Origin of the sequence: Pseudoalteromonas sp. NZS11 (genome assembly GCF_015864765.1) — a bacterium.
Classification (GTDB): domain Bacteria; phylum Pseudomonadota; class Gammaproteobacteria; order Enterobacterales; family Alteromonadaceae; genus Pseudoalteromonas; species Pseudoalteromonas arctica.
Window position 1 is genome coordinate 141,009 of record NZ_JADYWP010000009.1, and the last position, 14,769, is coordinate 155,777.

Genomic DNA, 14,769 nt, shown 5'->3' on the forward strand with positions numbered 1-14,769 from the left:
TCGTGACTAGTGACGCTTAAATTAATATGCACTGCAATATACCGTGCTTATATTAACTTTTTACAATTTTTTTAAGCTATGCTTCTTTATTCGTTTCTCTTACGTAATGCCCGGCTCCACGAGTAATATAACGCAGCTGCCAAATAACGCGCTCAATCAATTCGTCGCGTTGCAACCCTTCTATATCGAGCGCTTCTGCACCCGCATTAAATACGAGCGTTACCATAGATTCCGCCTGAATATAGGCATGCATAGCATTACATTTAGTTTCACTTTCTAAATAATGAGCCAGCTCTAAAATAAAATGTTTTACCTCGCGGGCTACAGCGGCTCTAAATGCTTTAGAAGTCCCTGAGCGTTCTCGCAGCAACAACCTAAATTGGTTACTTGAGTTATCAATAAACTCCATAAAAGTAACCACTGAGGTATTTATAACACTGCCGCCATCGTTTGCTATTCGTCTGCGTGCTTGACGCATTAGTTGGCGAAGAGTTAAACCGGCTTCGTCTACCATGGTTAAACCTAGCTCATCCATGTCTTTAAAATGACGATAAAAAGAAGTTGGGGCAATACCAGCTTCTCGTGCTACTTCGCGTAAACTTAAATTCGAAAAACTATGATCAGCACTCAGCTGATTAAATGCCGCTTGAATTAACGCCTGTCGTGTTTTTTGTTTCTGTTGCGCTCTAACACCCGACATCAACAGCTCCCTGAATTATTTTATATGAATATTTAGTGATATTAGCTCAATTGTACAGTCTAATACTTGACGACGAGAGTTTGAAATACTATTTTAGCTTACAGTTGTACGCTGAGATTGAGAATTATGAATAAACCACCGATTATTTGGACAAACGTCCTATTTTTTAGCCTAACCTTTTTGGCGGCTGCCACACTTGTACCTTGGTACGCCATTAGCTACGGATTTACCAGCGCGCATTGGATTGCTTTTGTTGGCTGCATGTTTTATGCAGGCTTATCAATTACTGCCGGCTACCATCGATTATGGGCACATAAAACCTATAACGCACACCCTGCTGTTGAATTTATTTTTGCGCTTGGCGGTGCTTTTGCACTACAAAACAGTGCTTTGCATTGGAGTAGCGATCACCGTATACATCACGGTCAAGTTGACGACCCAATAAAAGACCCTTACGCGGCTACCAATGGTTTTTGGTATAGCCATATCGGCTGGATGTTACGTGACTACCAAGGCGATAGCTACAACGACTATAGTAATTGTCGTGATTTACAACGAAATAAAGTCGTTATGTGGCAACATAAGCACTACTTAAAACTAGCTATTGCTATGAACGTAGGTTTGCCTCTTGCACTTGGTTTATTAGTTGGTGATGTGTGGGGTATGTTAATTCTTGCAGGTTTACTACGCTTAGTACTAAGCCAACACTTTACCTTTTTTATAAATTCGGTTGCACATATTTGGGGCTCTCGCCCATACACCGAAAAAAATACGGCACGCGATAACGGCTTTTTAGCGTTATTTACATACGGTGAGGGGTATCACAACTTCCACCATATATTTGCAAGCGACTACCGTAACGGTATTAAATGGTTTCATTACGATCCAACAAAATGGATGATCCGCTCTTTAGCAGCTGTTGGTTTAGCTAATAAATTGAAGCGTACACCTGTTGAACGTATCGAAAAAGCAAAGGCCGAAACGCTAATGAGCAAAACGCAAACGCGTCTTGCAAAATTGCCTTTAGCACAAGATAAGATTACATTATTACAACAAGAGTACGATTTACTGCTGAAAAAACTGCAAAATTATTGTTCACTACAAAAACAAGTGTTAGAAGTTAAAAAAAATAACATGGCAAAGCAGTGTGAACGCTCAGCATTAATGGCACAATACCATGAGTTGGAAGCCGCCTGGGAAAATCAAAAACAGGCATGGCTAGCACTTAATGCGAGGTTATTAAAAGCCTCTTTTAATTAATTTAGGAGTGGCTGTGGCCAAACAACCAGAACAAAAAAAAGTACCCGTGACATACCAATATGATGCAATAATTATTGGCACGGGTCCTGGCGGTGAAGGTACCGCCATGAACCTTTCAAAAAACGACAAAAAAGTAGCGGTTATTGAACGCCAAGAGTCAGTTGGTGGCGGTTGTGTACATTGGGGAACAATTCCTTCAAAAGCGCTTCGCCACTCTGTTAGCCGCTATATTGAATACAAAGCAAATCCGTTATTTAATGTTGGTGAGCGCCCTAGCCGCTTAACATTTCCTGATATTTTACGTCACGCAAGTTCTGTTATTTCTAAGCAATCCAATTTACGTAGTAGCTTTTACGATCGTAACCGCATTCATATGTTTCAAGGTGATGCGAGCTTTGTAGATAAGCACACAATTGAAGTAAAAAGAAATGATGGTTCAACTGAGCGACTGACTGCTAAAACGATTGTTATAGCAACGGGTTCGCGCCCTTATCGCCCACCAGAGGTAGATTTTACGCATTCTCGTATTTACGAAAGCGACACTATTTTAGGTCTTAAACACGACCCTCACCGCGTACTTATATACGGCGCTGGTGTAATTGGTTGTGAGTACGCTTCTATATTTAAAGGTTTAGGCGCTAAAGTTGATTTAGTTAATACACGTGACCGCTTGCTTGCTTTTATGGATGCTGAAATATCTGACGCGCTTAGCTATCACTTTTGGAACAGCGGTATTGTTATTCGTCATAACGAAGAGTTTGACCGAATAGAGACCCGTGACGACTGCGTTATTATGCATTTAAAATCAGGCAAACGCGTAAAAGCTGACTGTATTTTATTTGCTAATGGCCGTACTGGTAACACTGATACATTAAACCTTGAAGCCATTGGTTTAAAAGCCGATAGCCGTGGCCAATTAAAAGTTAACGAAACATATCAAACAGAAGTTGATAACGTTTACGCTGTAGGTGATGTAATTGGCTATCCAAGCCTTGCTAGTGCTGCGTTTGACCAAGGTCGCATAGCTGCTGATGCAATTGCATGTGGTAACTGCGATGACAGACTGATTGTTGATATTCCGGCTGGTATTTATACCATTCCAGAAATGAGCTCAGTAGGTAAAACAGAGCAAGAACTTACAGCCGCTAAAGTACCATATGAAGTTGGCCGTGCTCAGTTTAAGCATTTGGCACGTGCGCAAATTGCTGGTACTGAAGTAGGTAGTTTAAAAATATTATTCCACACTGAAACCAAAGAAGTACTTGGCGTACATTGTTTTGGCGAGCGTGCATCTGAAATTGTTCACATTGGCCAAGCTATTATGGAACAAAAAAATGGTGGCAATAATATCGACTACTTTGTAAATACCACATTTAACTACCCAACCATGGCTGAAGCCTACCGTGTTGCGGCATTAAATGGTTTAAATCGCTTATTTAAATAACTGCTTAAATAATACCAATCCGCAATAATACTTAATCAATTTGAGGGGTTAAATCTGACGTTAACTACGTTAAAAATTTCTGATATAGAACACTAAATAACGAAATTTTTGCCTTGTTATCGACACGATTTTCTTCCCTCAAAATAGATCACTTAATTAAGCGAATTGGTATAAGTAGTTTTAAAAGCCTTTATAAATAGGTAACAAAAAACCCGCAACTTAGCGGGTTTTTTACTTTTAAACAGTTTTAAAGTTTATTTAAGTAGCTATTACTTATGGTACTTAGCACTTAGCTCATGTACTGCATTAATGAATACACCAGCATTTTCAGGGTCTACATCTGGTGTAATACCGTGGCCTAAGTTAAACACGTGGCCATTGCCTGTACCGAAGTCTTCTAAAATAGTGCCTACTTCTTGGCGAATACGCTCTGGTGTACCGTGTAACATAGATGGGTCCATATTACCTTGTAGAGCTACTTTATCACCCACACGGCGTTTAGCGTCGCTAATATTAATAGTCCAATCAAGACCAATTGCATCACAACCTGTTGCTGCAATAGCTTCAATCCATTGACCACCATTTTTAGTGAACAAAGTAACCGGTACTTTACGACCATCGTATTCACGAATTAAGCCATCTACAATTTTATGCATATATTGCAGTGAAAATTCGTTGTAATCGCGCGGGCTTAATACACCACCCCATGAGTCAAATACCATTAGCGATTGCGCGCCAGCTTTAATTTGAGCATTTAAATAATCAATAACTGAGTCAGCTAACTTATCGAGTAATAAATGAAGTGTTTGCGGCTCTGCAAACGCCATTTTTTTGATTTTACCAAATACTTTGCTGCTACCGCCTTCAACCATATAAGTTGCTAGCGTCCAAGGTGAACCAGAAAAACCAATAAGCGGTACTTCACCTTTAAGTTCACGACGAATAGTGCTTACTGCGTTCATTACGTAGCCAAGCTCGTCTGTAGGGTCTAACTTTGGAATTTTTTTAACATCAGCAAGTGATGAAATAGGACGTTCAAACTTAGGGCCTTCGCCAGTTTCAAAGTAAAGACCTAAACCCATCGCATCTGGAATCGTTAAAATATCACTAAATAATATAGCGGCATCTAACGGGTAGCGACGTAGTGGCTGCAGTGTTACTTCACATGCAAGCTCAGCATTACGGCACAGGCTCATAAAATCGCCCGCTTGTGCACGTGTAGCGCGATACTCTGGTAAATAGCGTCCTGCTTGGCGCATCATCCATACCGGAGTTACATCAACAGGTTGTTTTGCAAGTGCACGTAAATAACGGTCGTTTTTTAATTCGCTCATGGCGTAAATGATCCTAAGACTTGTATAAATTGTGCAAGATTGTACCACCATATTCTCCGACCCTCTATTGCTTAGGGACGAAAACAGCTTTACCTAGAGGCAGATCAATATAATGGCGTGCTTTAATCCATTTTGATTATAAAACAAGCAAAAAAGAATAACATTTAAAACTTTTTATTAATATGTTTGCAACATTACAAAAACCTTGTTATTGTTTGTCCCGCGTTAACAAAAACAATAATAAAAATCTTAAAACAATAAAAATAAATGTTTTAAAATAATAACAATAAAAATCATCTCATAAAAATAAGAAAGCTTGTTATAACAAGTCACTGAAAGAAATTAGACCACCGTAACTGGTGGTTTTTTCTTGCCTAAAATAAAATCTCTCGCCTTAGATTATATAAAAAGGTACACCCCTCAAAGTAGCTCAACTTTACTTGTTGATATACGCGCAAATTAAATATATCTTGATGTACATAAACTTATTATATTCTAATTGAAAGACCAACCCAGCTAGGAGAACAGTTATGCTGACGCGTGTAGAAAAAGCTCAACAAAAATGGGGTGGTAGCCACACAGTAATTGATAAATGGCTAAACGAACGCCAAGACCTTATTGTACTTTATTGCAAAATTGCAGGTTTTACGCCGTACGAAAAACAAGATCAAGCATTGCCAGAGCCAAAACTAATTGAATCATTTTGCCAACTTTTAATGGATTACCTATCTGCGGGCCATTTTGAAGTGTATGACGATATAGCAAAAGCATGTGAAAAAAAGGGCTTACAGAGCCAAGAGCTTGCAAACTCTATTTACCCGCGTATTTCCAGTACAACCGACATAGCGTTAGATTTTAATGATAAGTACGCTGAAGTAGACAAAGAAGACTTGTTAAAGGGTTTTGATGATGACTTGTCTGTTATTGGTGAGGCATTAGAAGCACGCTTTGCACTTGAAGATGAGCTTATTGATAACTTGTTTTCTAATCACGCAAACTAATATGTTATTTACGCATATTAAAAAAGGGACCTAAGGTCCCTTTTTGCATTTACACAATAAGCTTATTATTGTGCTGGTGCTTCTTCATTTTGAATTTCAAGTAATTCAACTTCAAATACAAGTGTTGAATTAGCTGGAATCTTACCTAAGTCACGGTCGCCGTAAGCAAGTTCTGAAGGAATAGTGAACTTGTACTTAGAACCCACTGACATAAGTTGTAAACCTTCAGTCCAACCAGCAATTACGCGGTTAAGAGGGAAAGTTGTAGGTTCGTTACGTGCATATGAGCTATCAAACTCAGTACCGTCTAATAAAGTACCTTTGTAGTGTACTTTAACTACGTCTGTTGCTACTGGCTTTTCGCCATCGCCTTCGCTAAGTACTTCATACTGCAGGCCAGACTCAGTTACTGTAACGCCTTCTTTTTTAGCGTTGTCAGCTAGGTATTTAACACCCGCTTCTTTGCTTTTTTCAGACTCTACTTTTGCTTTTTCTTCTTGCTTAGTACGTACTGATGTATCTAGTTCAGTTAATACTTCGCGAATTTTTTCTTCGTCAATTTTTGCATTACCAGCAAGTGCATCTTCAAAACCACGGATTAGAAGTGCTTGGTCTAGTTCAATACCAATTTCTGTTTTGTCTGCTAAGTCTTTATTTAAAAAGTTACCTACAGATGCACCAATACCGTATGCTTGTTGCTGTTCTACAGTGTCTAATTTAACTTCAGCTTGTTCTTTTTTTGCTTCTTGATTACAAGCTGTAAGCGCTAAAACTGACGCTGCAATCAATGACAATCTAATCGTCTTTTTCATTTTAAATCTCCGACACACTTTGCAGTTGTCATTTTAATGTATTATTACTAGTTAAAGATTAACGGCCCACATGATAGGCTGCTTGTTTAATGACTAAATTCCACATTGTTAGCTAAACTAAAAACATATCCAGTGATTAGACAAACAACCTAGGCATTTAACGCGTCCTAGTCTAACCTCTCAGTCACTAAGAGTTAAGGGGAAATACCTGTAATATGTCGATATTTCGTACTTTTTTAATCGTATTTAGCTGTTTTTTAGCCATCGCCTGTACCGATAAAAAACAACACGCTGTAGCAAGTTACGAACATGCTGCACAAGGTGCGTTTTCATCAACAGTTTCAAACGATGGTAAATACAGTTTGATCTCCTCTATCAACCATGGGGTCGCCCTGTGGGATAATCAACAGCAGGTACTAAAATACCAATGGTTTCAGCAGCAAGATCAAGACAGTTTGGTATACGCCGTTGCTATTGCTTTTGATAACAGCGTGGCTGTTACCGCCGAAAAAACCACGTTTGCTGTGTGGGATATAGCCACAGGCAAAAATAAAGGTTATTACAAAATACAAAAAGCCAGTATTCGCGATATTGCTATTAGCAATCAAGGCCGTAGTGTTTTATACGGCCGTAGCGACGGCGTTGTCGTATTTGTAAACCTAGAAACCGGACGTCGTATTGAGTTTTTAGGTCATCAAGATAAAGTTAACACCGTTGACCTATCACCTAACGGACGCTACGCCTTAAGTGGTTCTAACGATTATGTTGCTTACTTTTGGGATACACGTACAGGGCAAGTAATTCATCGTTTTAATCACCCAACGCGTGTTACCCAAGTGACGCTCGATCCACAAGGTCGCTATGCGTTTACGGCCGATAGTATGGCACAAGCAAATGTATGGAAGCTGACTACAGGTGATCTTGTGAGTAAACTGAAGTATATTGCGCGTCAGAAAATTTTTACTGCTGTGCGCTTTAACGAACAAGGCACTTTGCTTGCAACCGGCTCGCCAAATAAGCGCGTAGATTTGTGGCAAATACCAAGCGGTGAAAAAATTCAAACTTGGCAGGTTACCCCGCGCGAAGGCAGTAAGCCTAAATCTGCGGTGGTACTAGATGTGACATTTACAGATAACGGTAAGTCGTTGTTAACCGAAAGCTCCAGCGGTATCGCAGAGCGATTTATTATACGAGAGAATAATGAACACAATTGAACATCGCTTAATGGAACTTGAAGCCAAAGTGGCTTTTCAAGACGAAACAATTGAAGTCTTAAATGATGAAATAAAAGTGCACCAGCAACTGTTAGCAAAAATGAAACGCCAAACTGAGCTGCTAGCAGAGAAGATTAAAGAGTCGCAGTCATCATCGTCTATGATGTCTGAAGCACCTGAGCCGCCTCCACCGCATTACTAAAACCGGTAAAAATTAGGCAATAAAAAACCGGGTTAGTCGCCCGGTTTAAATACACCAATTACTTGTTCAAATTGGCGAGTAGACGCCTGAACAGCGTTATCGGGTTGCGCCATTTTATGACCACACTCAACACACTCTACTTTTTCAACATCATGTTCTCTGTATAGCATCATAGTATCCATGGCTTTGCAGTCAGGGCACGATGCACCAGCAATAAATCGCTTCTTTTGTCTCACAACATTTTTCCTGTGGTTTGAACTGCTGTCATTTTATCGTATAACTTCACTTGTTGATACGCTTGATAAGAGCATTAAGTTCTATGTTATGATAGCGCCAACTTAACAAGGGCACAGCAAAGTAACGCATTCATGATCCAAATCTCAGAAATAGAACTACTTCGTGGCGGTAAAGCCTTATTAAAAAACGCATCAGCTACATTATTCCCAGAACACAAAGTAGGCCTTGTTGGCGCTAATGGCTGTGGAAAATCAACGTTATTTGGTTTACTAAAATCAGAACTACAACTAGATGCCGGTAACTGCAGCATTCCAAAAGATTGGTCTATTGCCTCTGTTAAGCAAGAGACACCTGCACTTGAAATAAGCGCGATTGATTATGTACTTCAAGGCCACCCAGAATACTACTCAATGCGCATAGCACTGCGTGAGGCCGAGAAAAACAACGATGGCGACACACAAGCCAAAGTACATATTCAGCTTGAAAACATTAAAGGCTATAGCATTGAATCAACCGCAGGTGAGCTATTACATGGTCTAGGCTTTGCCAATAACCTAATAGAAAACCCTGTCAGCTCGTTTTCGGGTGGTTGGCGTATGCGTTTAAACCTTGCCCAAGCATTAATACGCGACGCCGATTTACTATTACTCGATGAGCCAACAAACCACCTTGATTTAGATGCCGTTTATTGGCTTGAACGCTTTTTACGTGCTTATACCGGCACCCTTGTACTTATATCGCATGACCGTGAGTTTTTAGATGCGGTGGTTGATCAAATTTGGCATGTAGATAAGCAACTTATCAACGTGTACAAAGGTAACTACTCGCAGTTTGAACGCCAAAAAGCAGAGCGTTTACTACAACAACAAGCAATGTTTGATAAGCAGCAAGATCAAATTGCACACTTAGAGCAATTTATAACGCGCTTTAAAGCAAAAGCCAGTAAAGCTAAACAAGCACAAAGCCGTGTAAAAGCACTGGAACGCATGGAAAAACTAGCGCCAGCACATGCCGACTCGCCATTTAACTTTGAGTTTGCAGAGCCAAAAGCATTACCAAACCCACTAATGACAATAGATAAAGCCAAAGCGGGTTATGGTGACGTCACTATTTTAAATAATATAGAGCTAAATCTTGTACCAGGTAGCCGAATTGCTTTACTTGGTCGAAATGGCGCGGGTAAATCAACGTTAATTAAACTGCTTTCTGGTGATTTAGAGCCGCAAGCGGGCGAAGTTATTCAGCATCACGGATTAAATATTGGTTACTTTGCGCAGCATCAGCTTGAATCTCTTGATTTAAAAGCCAGTGCAATAACGCACATACAACGACTAGACCCAAAAGCTACTGAACAATCACTACGTGACTTTTTAGGCGGCTTTGCCTTCATTGGCGATAAAGCACTTGAGCCTGTAGCCCCATTTTCGGGCGGCGAAAAAGCACGTTTAGTGCTTGCCATGTTGGTATATCAAAAGCCAAACTTATTATTACTGGATGAGCCAACCAACCACCTTGATTTAGAAATGCGCCATGCACTTGTTATGGCACTACAAGGCTTTGAAGGCGCTATGGTTACCGTATCGCATGATCGCCATATGCTTAAAAATACTGCCGATGAGTTTTACTTAGTAGATGACGGCAAAGTAACTCAGTTTGGCTACGACTTAGATGCATATTATCAATGGTTACTTAACGCGAATAAAGAAGCTGTTAAAGCGCAGCAAACCGACGTTCCTAAAGCAAACCCAGGTGTTAACCGTAAGGAGCAAAAGCGCTTAGAGGCTGAGTTTAGAAAAGCCACTCAGCCACTTAAAAAGCAAATTGAAAAGCTTGAAAAGCAACTCGATAAATTTACCGCCGAATTAAGTGAAGTTGAAGTGACCTTAGGTGATAACGAACTGTACAACGACGACAACAAAGCCAAGCTTAAAGAGTTATTAGCCAAGCAAGCAACCCTTACGCCTAAGCTTAACGACGTTGAAGAAGAGCTACTTATGGCACTTGAAGAAATGGAAGAAAAAGAGCAGGCATTCGCCGATGAACTTGCTCAATAGCGACCATTTTTGGCAGTTTGCGTGCACCTTGTACGCAAAGCCTGATCAACAAACAACCTTGCTGGCACTACAAAACCAGCAAGGAAAAAACGTTAATTTATGCTTATTACTGCTTTATTTAGATTCATTAAATTTAAGTGTTAATGCCCAACAGTTAAATGAGTTAATAGACGCAATTAGTGAGTTTGATACTCACGCATTACAACCTCTGCGCGCTGCTCGTAGCTATTTAAAAGCTAACCAGAATACAATAAGTGATTACGCCACAATACGCGCAGAGTTACTAAGCACTGAGCTAAAGCTTGAAAAACAACAGCAACATATGTTGATTGAAGCAGTAAATGAGTTGGAATTAATCGAGCATGCAGAACCAAACAATATTAAGCTATATATGAAAGCCACTTAGGCTGCTACTTTTTATACCCTCATTTACTTCTCATTCTTTTCTCTTTGTGCAAAAAATCTTTAAGTGGTTTACTCAAAAAAGTTTAAAGCGCTACGCTTTTAGGTAAAGTGAAAAACTCTCTTAGCTCTCAGTGGTAATAACTTAGTAGCCCTTAAAGCATGATCTAAATCAACTTAGCTTCACCCCTATATCTGCTTATGTAAATAACTTGATCTCGATCACGTTGCGACCTGCAAACACCACCTATGATTAACCCATCAACAACGAGGGGAACAACTCATGAACGTATTCTTTAGAGACTTTTTTACAGATCCAGTTTTATTTATGTCTTTTGGGTTTTTAACCATCGTTGTTTCTTTGTGTATATTTTTTGCTTTTTTCTTTTTGAAAAAAATACATGATGCAGAGATCCCCGAACAAAATTAAGCACGACGCACTAAAGCGCCTTATTAGTTTACTAGTTAGGCGCTTTTTATTTTCTGAAGCGAAAAATTTGGTACACTAGCTTTTCGTTTAATACAAAGTGCGTAGTACAAACATGATCTCTCAGTTCAAACCAGCATGGTGGATGACCAATCGTCACGTTCAAACCATAATGCCGCGTTTTTTCCGCCCATTTCACCACACTCGCTACGAACTTGAGCAACTTGATACACCTGATGGTGATTTTATTGAGCTCGCATGGTCACTTCCACATAACGAAACCGCTCCACTTGCCGTTGTTTTACATGGCCTTGAAGGCAATATAAATAGCTTTTATGCCAAAGGCATGATGAAGGCGTTAAAAAAGCAAGGTTATGCAGTTGTGCTTATGCACTTTAGAAATTGCTCAACTGAAGTCAATCGCCTACCTCGCGCTTATCACAGCGGTGACACCGCCGATTTAGCCTTTTTTATAAATCACTTAAAGCTGCAGTTTCCTGGGCGCACTATGGTCGCTGTAGGTTTTTCGTTAGGCGGTAACGTACTGGCCAAATACTTAGGTGAACAATCACAAGCATGCCCACTAAGTGCTGCAGCGGTGGTATCTGCTCCTTATGATTTGTCGTCATCAAGCGATGTTATTCGTAAAAGCTTAGGTAAAATTTACCAAAAATATCTGCTCGATCGCATGAAAAAATCAATGCAGCGAAAGCTGCCACAAATTAAGCAGCAAATTTCACTAACACCAAAACAGTTAATGAAAATTGACGATTTATTAGAGTTTGATAATCAGTTAACAGCCCCTCTGCATGGTTTTGAAAACGCACATGATTACTATCGCAAAGCCAGTGCAATGCCGTACTTAAAAGATATCGCTATACCTACACTTATTATTCATGCCAAAGACGACCCTATGCTCTCAATTAAGGCCGTACCAAGTAGGCAAGACGTAAGTGAGCATGTTACGCTGCGCATCTCTGACAAAGGCGGACACGTTGGTTTTATTAGCGGTAAAAATCCGTTTAAGCCTATATTTTGGTTAGAGAAAGCCGTGCCATGCTATTTTGGGCAACATGTTTTAGGCAACGCAAACAAAGAGCAATTATGATTATCCCTTTTGAACAACTCGATAAAGATACACTATACAACCTAATAGAAAGCTATGTACTGCGCGAAGGCACCGATTATGGCGAAGTAGAAGCAAGCATCGAATCTAAAGTTAACCAAGTTAAGCTACAGCTTAAAAATGGCGAAGCGATGGTGTTTTTCTCTGAATTACATGAGTCAGTTACTATTATTTCTAAGGGCGAATTTAAAGCGCTGCAAAGTGAAGAGCATCAAGCAGAGGCGTTTGATTAAGGTGTAGTACTTGTAACTTTTGAATTGAACGTACACAATGGCTTTTTACCCAAAGAGCCAAAACATGATAAAACTCAGCACTCTAGTGGTAGCCATATCACTAGCTTTAACTAGCCAAGCCCAAGCAGAACAAACAATAACAGCATCTGACAAGGCAATTAAACTCGCTAAAGACACCATTTTAATTGATACCCATATCGATGTACCTTATCGAATTCACGAAAGCTGGGTTGATGTAACTAAAGCGACAACTGATGGCGATTTTGACTACCCTCGCGCTGTAAAAGGCGGTTTAAACGCACCGTTTATGTCGATTTATATTCCTGCGCATTTGGAATTTGAAGGTAAAGGAAAAAGCTACCAGCTAGCCAATCAAATGATTGATAGTATGGAAGCCATAGCCCAGCGCGCACCCGATAAGTTTGCTATTGCTAGCTCAAGTACTGATATAGAAGAGCAATTTAAACAAGGTAAGCTTTCTATAGCCATGGGTATGGAAAACGGCTCTCCTATTGAAGGGGATATGAAAAACCTTCAGCACTTTTACGACCGTGGCATTCGCTACATTACGCTAGCGCACTCGCAAAGCAACCATATTTCGGATTCGTCTTACGATATACGCCGTAAATGGAAAGGCTTAAGCCCATTTGGTAAAGAGCTTGTCACTGAAATGAATAATATTGGTATGCTAATCGATGTATCGCATATTTCTGATGATGCGTTTTATCAGGTTATGGATCTATCTAAAGCACCCGTAATTGCCTCACATTCATCACTTCGTAAATACACGCCTGGCTTTGAGCGTAATATGAATGACGATATGCTATTGGCACTTAAAGAAAATGGCGGCGTTATTCAAATTAACTTTGGCTCAAGCTTTGTTACCGCTAAAGCAGGCAGTTGGGGCAAGCAGTTAAAAAGCACAAAAGAGTCCGTTAAAAAAGACGGCACTAAATTAAGCAAAGATTTTGATGCTGCGTACCGCGCTAAAAACCCGTATCCATTTGCAAGTCTTGAGCAGGTGCTTGACCATATTGATCACGTAGTTGAGCTAATTGGTATTGATTATGTAGGTATTGGCTCTGATTATGATGGAGTTGGCGATTCATTACCTATCGGTTTAAAAGATGTATCTAGCTACCCTAATCTTGTTCAAGGTTTAATGGACAGAGATTACAGCGACAAAGATATTAAAAAGATTCTTAGCGGTAATTTATTAAGAGTTTTAAAACAAGCTGAAGAGTATGCGAAAAAGCACTAAAATTTTAGCTGTAAGCAAAATGACCTAATACACCTAATATTATAAACGCGGTCTTGGCCGTGTTTATATGACTAATGCTATGGCAGCTTTAGCTTTATTAAAGTGTTATTTATAATATCGTATATAATATTATGTGCATGTTCTGCTTCTTCATCATTAGGTTCCTCTTTCTTTCTCTCTTCTTTATATTCTCTTAAGATATCTTTAGGATTTAGCTTTCCTTCTCCTAGCTCTATTTTTTTATTTGGCTTATCTATAAAAAATTCATATATATTAACTAAATCGTTTGATTGCTTTTCACTCAATACATTATTGGCTCTGGCATTATCTTTAATTATATAAAGCAAATTTTCATACTCTTTGGATATTCTTCCATTAGATAAAAAATCAGTCCAAAGTCTCGATCCATTTTCTTTATCTATAAGATCCTTCAACTCATAAAGTTTTAATGAAAGCCTTTCTGTTAATTGAAATTTGGCAAAGTTATTGGATTCTTTAGCTACTTTTAGCGAGTTTTTGGCAATTTGCCAAGTAAGGATAGCAATAAACAAAGTGACAATTGCTGTAGAGCAAGTCACTATTTCTACAATACTTAATTCCATATAAACCCTCTGTAATATTGGTAAATAAATTAATATAAAAAACAGTGATAAGTCCCAGGCAGGATATCTTTTATCTATTTTTTCAAGGTAGTTAAAAAAAGAGTCCAAATTAATTCCTTTTTATTTTATTGACACAGCTTTACTCTAAAAGCTTTTTTAGGATGCCCAAAGCCGCCTTATTTGGCAAATAATACCACAAAGAACTTTCCCTCAGGTTTCGTAAAACTCAACCCAAGCTATGGCAATAATGCTATACCTAGGAGCAAATCACTTTTCTTCAGGCATTAAAAAAGGCCACCTGAGTGACCTTTTTCTAACAATTAACTTTAACGTTAATTGTTACGCTACGATAGTTGCTACAACACCAGCACCTACAGTACGACCACCTTCACGGATAGCAAAACGAAGACCTTCATCCATCGCGATTGGTGCGATTAGAGTTACTGTCATCTTGATGTTA

Annotated in this window: 15 protein-coding genes and 1 pseudogene; 10 read left to right on the plus strand and 6 right to left on the minus strand. The window is 39.3% G+C overall.

The features are described 5' to 3' along the window. Positions 1–76 precede the first annotated feature (76 nt). On the minus strand, positions 77–700 hold the full coding sequence (gene fabR, locus I6E82_RS16635; protein WP_010555448.1) for an HTH-type transcriptional repressor FabR: 624 nt from the start codon (positions 698–700) through the stop codon (positions 77–79). 126 nt (positions 701–826) lie between these two features. Here fabR and I6E82_RS16640 point away from each other — a divergent pair, with 126 nt between their 5' ends. Together I6E82_RS16640 and sthA are read left to right on the plus strand one after the other, a co-directional pair. Continuing rightward, positions 827–1,960 (plus strand): acyl-CoA desaturase, encoded by a 1,134-nt coding sequence (locus tag I6E82_RS16640; RefSeq protein WP_024589509.1) that lies wholly within the window; start codon positions 827–829, stop codon positions 1,958–1,960. A gap of 13 nt (positions 1,961–1,973) precedes the next feature. Continuing rightward, positions 1,974–3,404, plus strand: a complete 1,431-nt coding sequence (gene sthA / locus I6E82_RS16645) for a Si-specific NAD(P)(+) transhydrogenase (RefSeq protein WP_007582237.1) — start codon at positions 1,974–1,976, stop codon at positions 3,402–3,404. A 269-nt stretch (positions 3,405–3,673) separates the two neighbouring features. On the opposite strand, the gene hemE is transcribed toward sthA, so the two are convergent. After that, a complete protein-coding gene (gene hemE, locus I6E82_RS16650; RefSeq protein ID WP_002961084.1) occupies positions 3,674–4,738 on the minus strand; it encodes a uroporphyrinogen decarboxylase in 1,065 nt (354 codons plus the stop codon). Positions 4,739–5,268: 530 nt separating this feature from the next. On the opposite strand from hemE, the gene I6E82_RS16655 reads away from it, so the two are divergent. Further along, positions 5,269–5,739, plus strand: coding sequence for an Rsd/AlgQ family anti-sigma factor (locus tag I6E82_RS16655; RefSeq protein WP_007582240.1), 471 nt, complete (start codon positions 5,269–5,271; stop codon positions 5,737–5,739). A gap of 65 nt (positions 5,740–5,804) precedes the next feature. Here I6E82_RS16655 and fkpA read toward each other — a convergent pair whose 3' ends face one another. After that, positions 5,805–6,551, minus strand: a complete 747-nt coding sequence (gene fkpA, locus I6E82_RS16660) for an FKBP-type peptidyl-prolyl cis-trans isomerase (RefSeq protein WP_007582243.1) — start codon at positions 6,549–6,551, stop codon at positions 5,805–5,807. Positions 6,552–6,766: 215 nt separating this feature from the next. Between fkpA and I6E82_RS16665 the strand changes: the two genes are divergently transcribed. Next, on the plus strand, positions 6,767–7,765 hold the full coding sequence (locus I6E82_RS16665; protein WP_101216799.1) for a WD40 repeat domain-containing protein: 999 nt from the start codon (positions 6,767–6,769) through the stop codon (positions 7,763–7,765). Then, positions 7,752–7,967: a SlyX family protein gene (locus tag I6E82_RS16670; protein ID WP_007378900.1), complete on the plus strand. Its 216-nt coding sequence runs from the start codon at positions 7,752–7,754 to the stop codon at positions 7,965–7,967. Before I6E82_RS16665 ends, I6E82_RS16670 begins: the two co-directional genes overlap by 14 nt. A gap of 32 nt (positions 7,968–7,999) precedes the next feature. On the opposite strand, the gene I6E82_RS16675 is transcribed toward I6E82_RS16670, so the two are convergent. Continuing rightward, positions 8,000–8,203, minus strand: a complete 204-nt coding sequence (locus I6E82_RS16675; protein ID WP_007378899.1) for a YheV family putative zinc ribbon protein — start codon at positions 8,201–8,203, stop codon at positions 8,000–8,002. Positions 8,204–8,335: 132 nt separating this feature from the next. Here I6E82_RS16675 and I6E82_RS16680 point away from each other — a divergent pair, with 132 nt between their 5' ends. From I6E82_RS16680 to I6E82_RS16700, 5 genes are all read left to right on the plus strand, one after another. Continuing rightward, entirely contained in the window at positions 8,336–10,258 is a 1,923-nt protein-coding gene (locus tag I6E82_RS16680; RefSeq protein WP_197118319.1) for an ATP-binding cassette domain-containing protein, read from the plus strand. Beyond that, the gene (locus tag I6E82_RS16685) at positions 10,242–10,664 is read left to right on the plus strand and encodes a TIGR02444 family protein (RefSeq protein ID WP_197118320.1); all 423 of its coding nucleotides are present in this window, start codon (positions 10,242–10,244) and stop codon (positions 10,662–10,664) included. Before I6E82_RS16680 ends, I6E82_RS16685 begins: the two co-directional genes overlap by 17 nt. Before the next feature lie 538 nt (positions 10,665–11,202). Then, positions 11,203–12,195, plus strand: coding sequence for a hydrolase (locus I6E82_RS16690; RefSeq protein WP_197118321.1), 993 nt, complete (start codon positions 11,203–11,205; stop codon positions 12,193–12,195). Further along, positions 12,192–12,446 (plus strand): YheU family protein, encoded by a 255-nt coding sequence (locus I6E82_RS16695; RefSeq protein ID WP_007582257.1) that lies wholly within the window; start codon positions 12,192–12,194, stop codon positions 12,444–12,446. The genes I6E82_RS16690 and I6E82_RS16695 overlap by 4 nt, the downstream gene beginning before the upstream one ends. Positions 12,447–12,510: 64 nt before the next feature. After that, positions 12,511–13,707 (plus strand): dipeptidase, encoded by a 1,197-nt coding sequence (locus I6E82_RS16700; protein ID WP_197118322.1) that lies wholly within the window; start codon positions 12,511–12,513, stop codon positions 13,705–13,707. A gap of 77 nt (positions 13,708–13,784) precedes the next feature. Here I6E82_RS16700 and I6E82_RS16705 read toward each other — a convergent pair whose 3' ends face one another. Together I6E82_RS16705 and I6E82_RS16710 are read right to left on the minus strand one after the other, a co-directional pair. After that, a complete protein-coding gene (locus tag I6E82_RS16705; RefSeq protein WP_165723058.1) occupies positions 13,785–14,417 on the minus strand; it encodes a hypothetical protein in 633 nt (210 codons plus the stop codon). A 231-nt stretch (positions 14,418–14,648) separates the two neighbouring features. Further along, a pseudogene (locus I6E82_RS16710) lies at positions 14,649–14,769 on the minus strand (elongation factor Tu); the annotation flags it as partial.

Excerpts from the sequence above, each read along its gene's own strand:
- fabR (WP_010555448.1), bottom strand. The coding sequence starts at position 700 with ATGTCGGGTGTTAGAGCGCAACAGAAACAAAAAACACGACAGGCGTTA.
- I6E82_RS16640 (WP_024589509.1), top strand. The coding sequence starts at position 827 with ATGAATAAACCACCGATTATTTGGACAAACGTCCTATTTTTTAGCCTA.
- hemE (WP_002961084.1), bottom strand. The coding sequence starts at position 4,738 with ATGAGCGAATTAAAAAACGACCGTTATTTACGTGCACTTGCAAAACAA.
- I6E82_RS16655 (WP_007582240.1), top strand. The coding sequence starts at position 5,269 with ATGCTGACGCGTGTAGAAAAAGCTCAACAAAAATGGGGTGGTAGCCAC.
- fkpA (WP_007582243.1), bottom strand. The coding sequence starts at position 6,551 with ATGAAAAAGACGATTAGATTGTCATTGATTGCAGCGTCAGTTTTAGCG.
- I6E82_RS16665 (WP_101216799.1), top strand. The coding sequence starts at position 6,767 with ATGTCGATATTTCGTACTTTTTTAATCGTATTTAGCTGTTTTTTAGCC.
- I6E82_RS16670 (WP_007378900.1), top strand. The coding sequence starts at position 7,752 with ATGAACACAATTGAACATCGCTTAATGGAACTTGAAGCCAAAGTGGCT.
- I6E82_RS16680 (WP_197118319.1), top strand. The coding sequence starts at position 8,336 with ATGATCCAAATCTCAGAAATAGAACTACTTCGTGGCGGTAAAGCCTTA.
- I6E82_RS16685 (WP_197118320.1), top strand. The coding sequence starts at position 10,242 with ATGAACTTGCTCAATAGCGACCATTTTTGGCAGTTTGCGTGCACCTTG.
- I6E82_RS16690 (WP_197118321.1), top strand. The coding sequence starts at position 11,203 with ATGATCTCTCAGTTCAAACCAGCATGGTGGATGACCAATCGTCACGTT.
- I6E82_RS16695 (WP_007582257.1), top strand. The coding sequence starts at position 12,192 with ATGATTATCCCTTTTGAACAACTCGATAAAGATACACTATACAACCTA.
- I6E82_RS16700 (WP_197118322.1), top strand. The coding sequence starts at position 12,511 with ATGATAAAACTCAGCACTCTAGTGGTAGCCATATCACTAGCTTTAACT.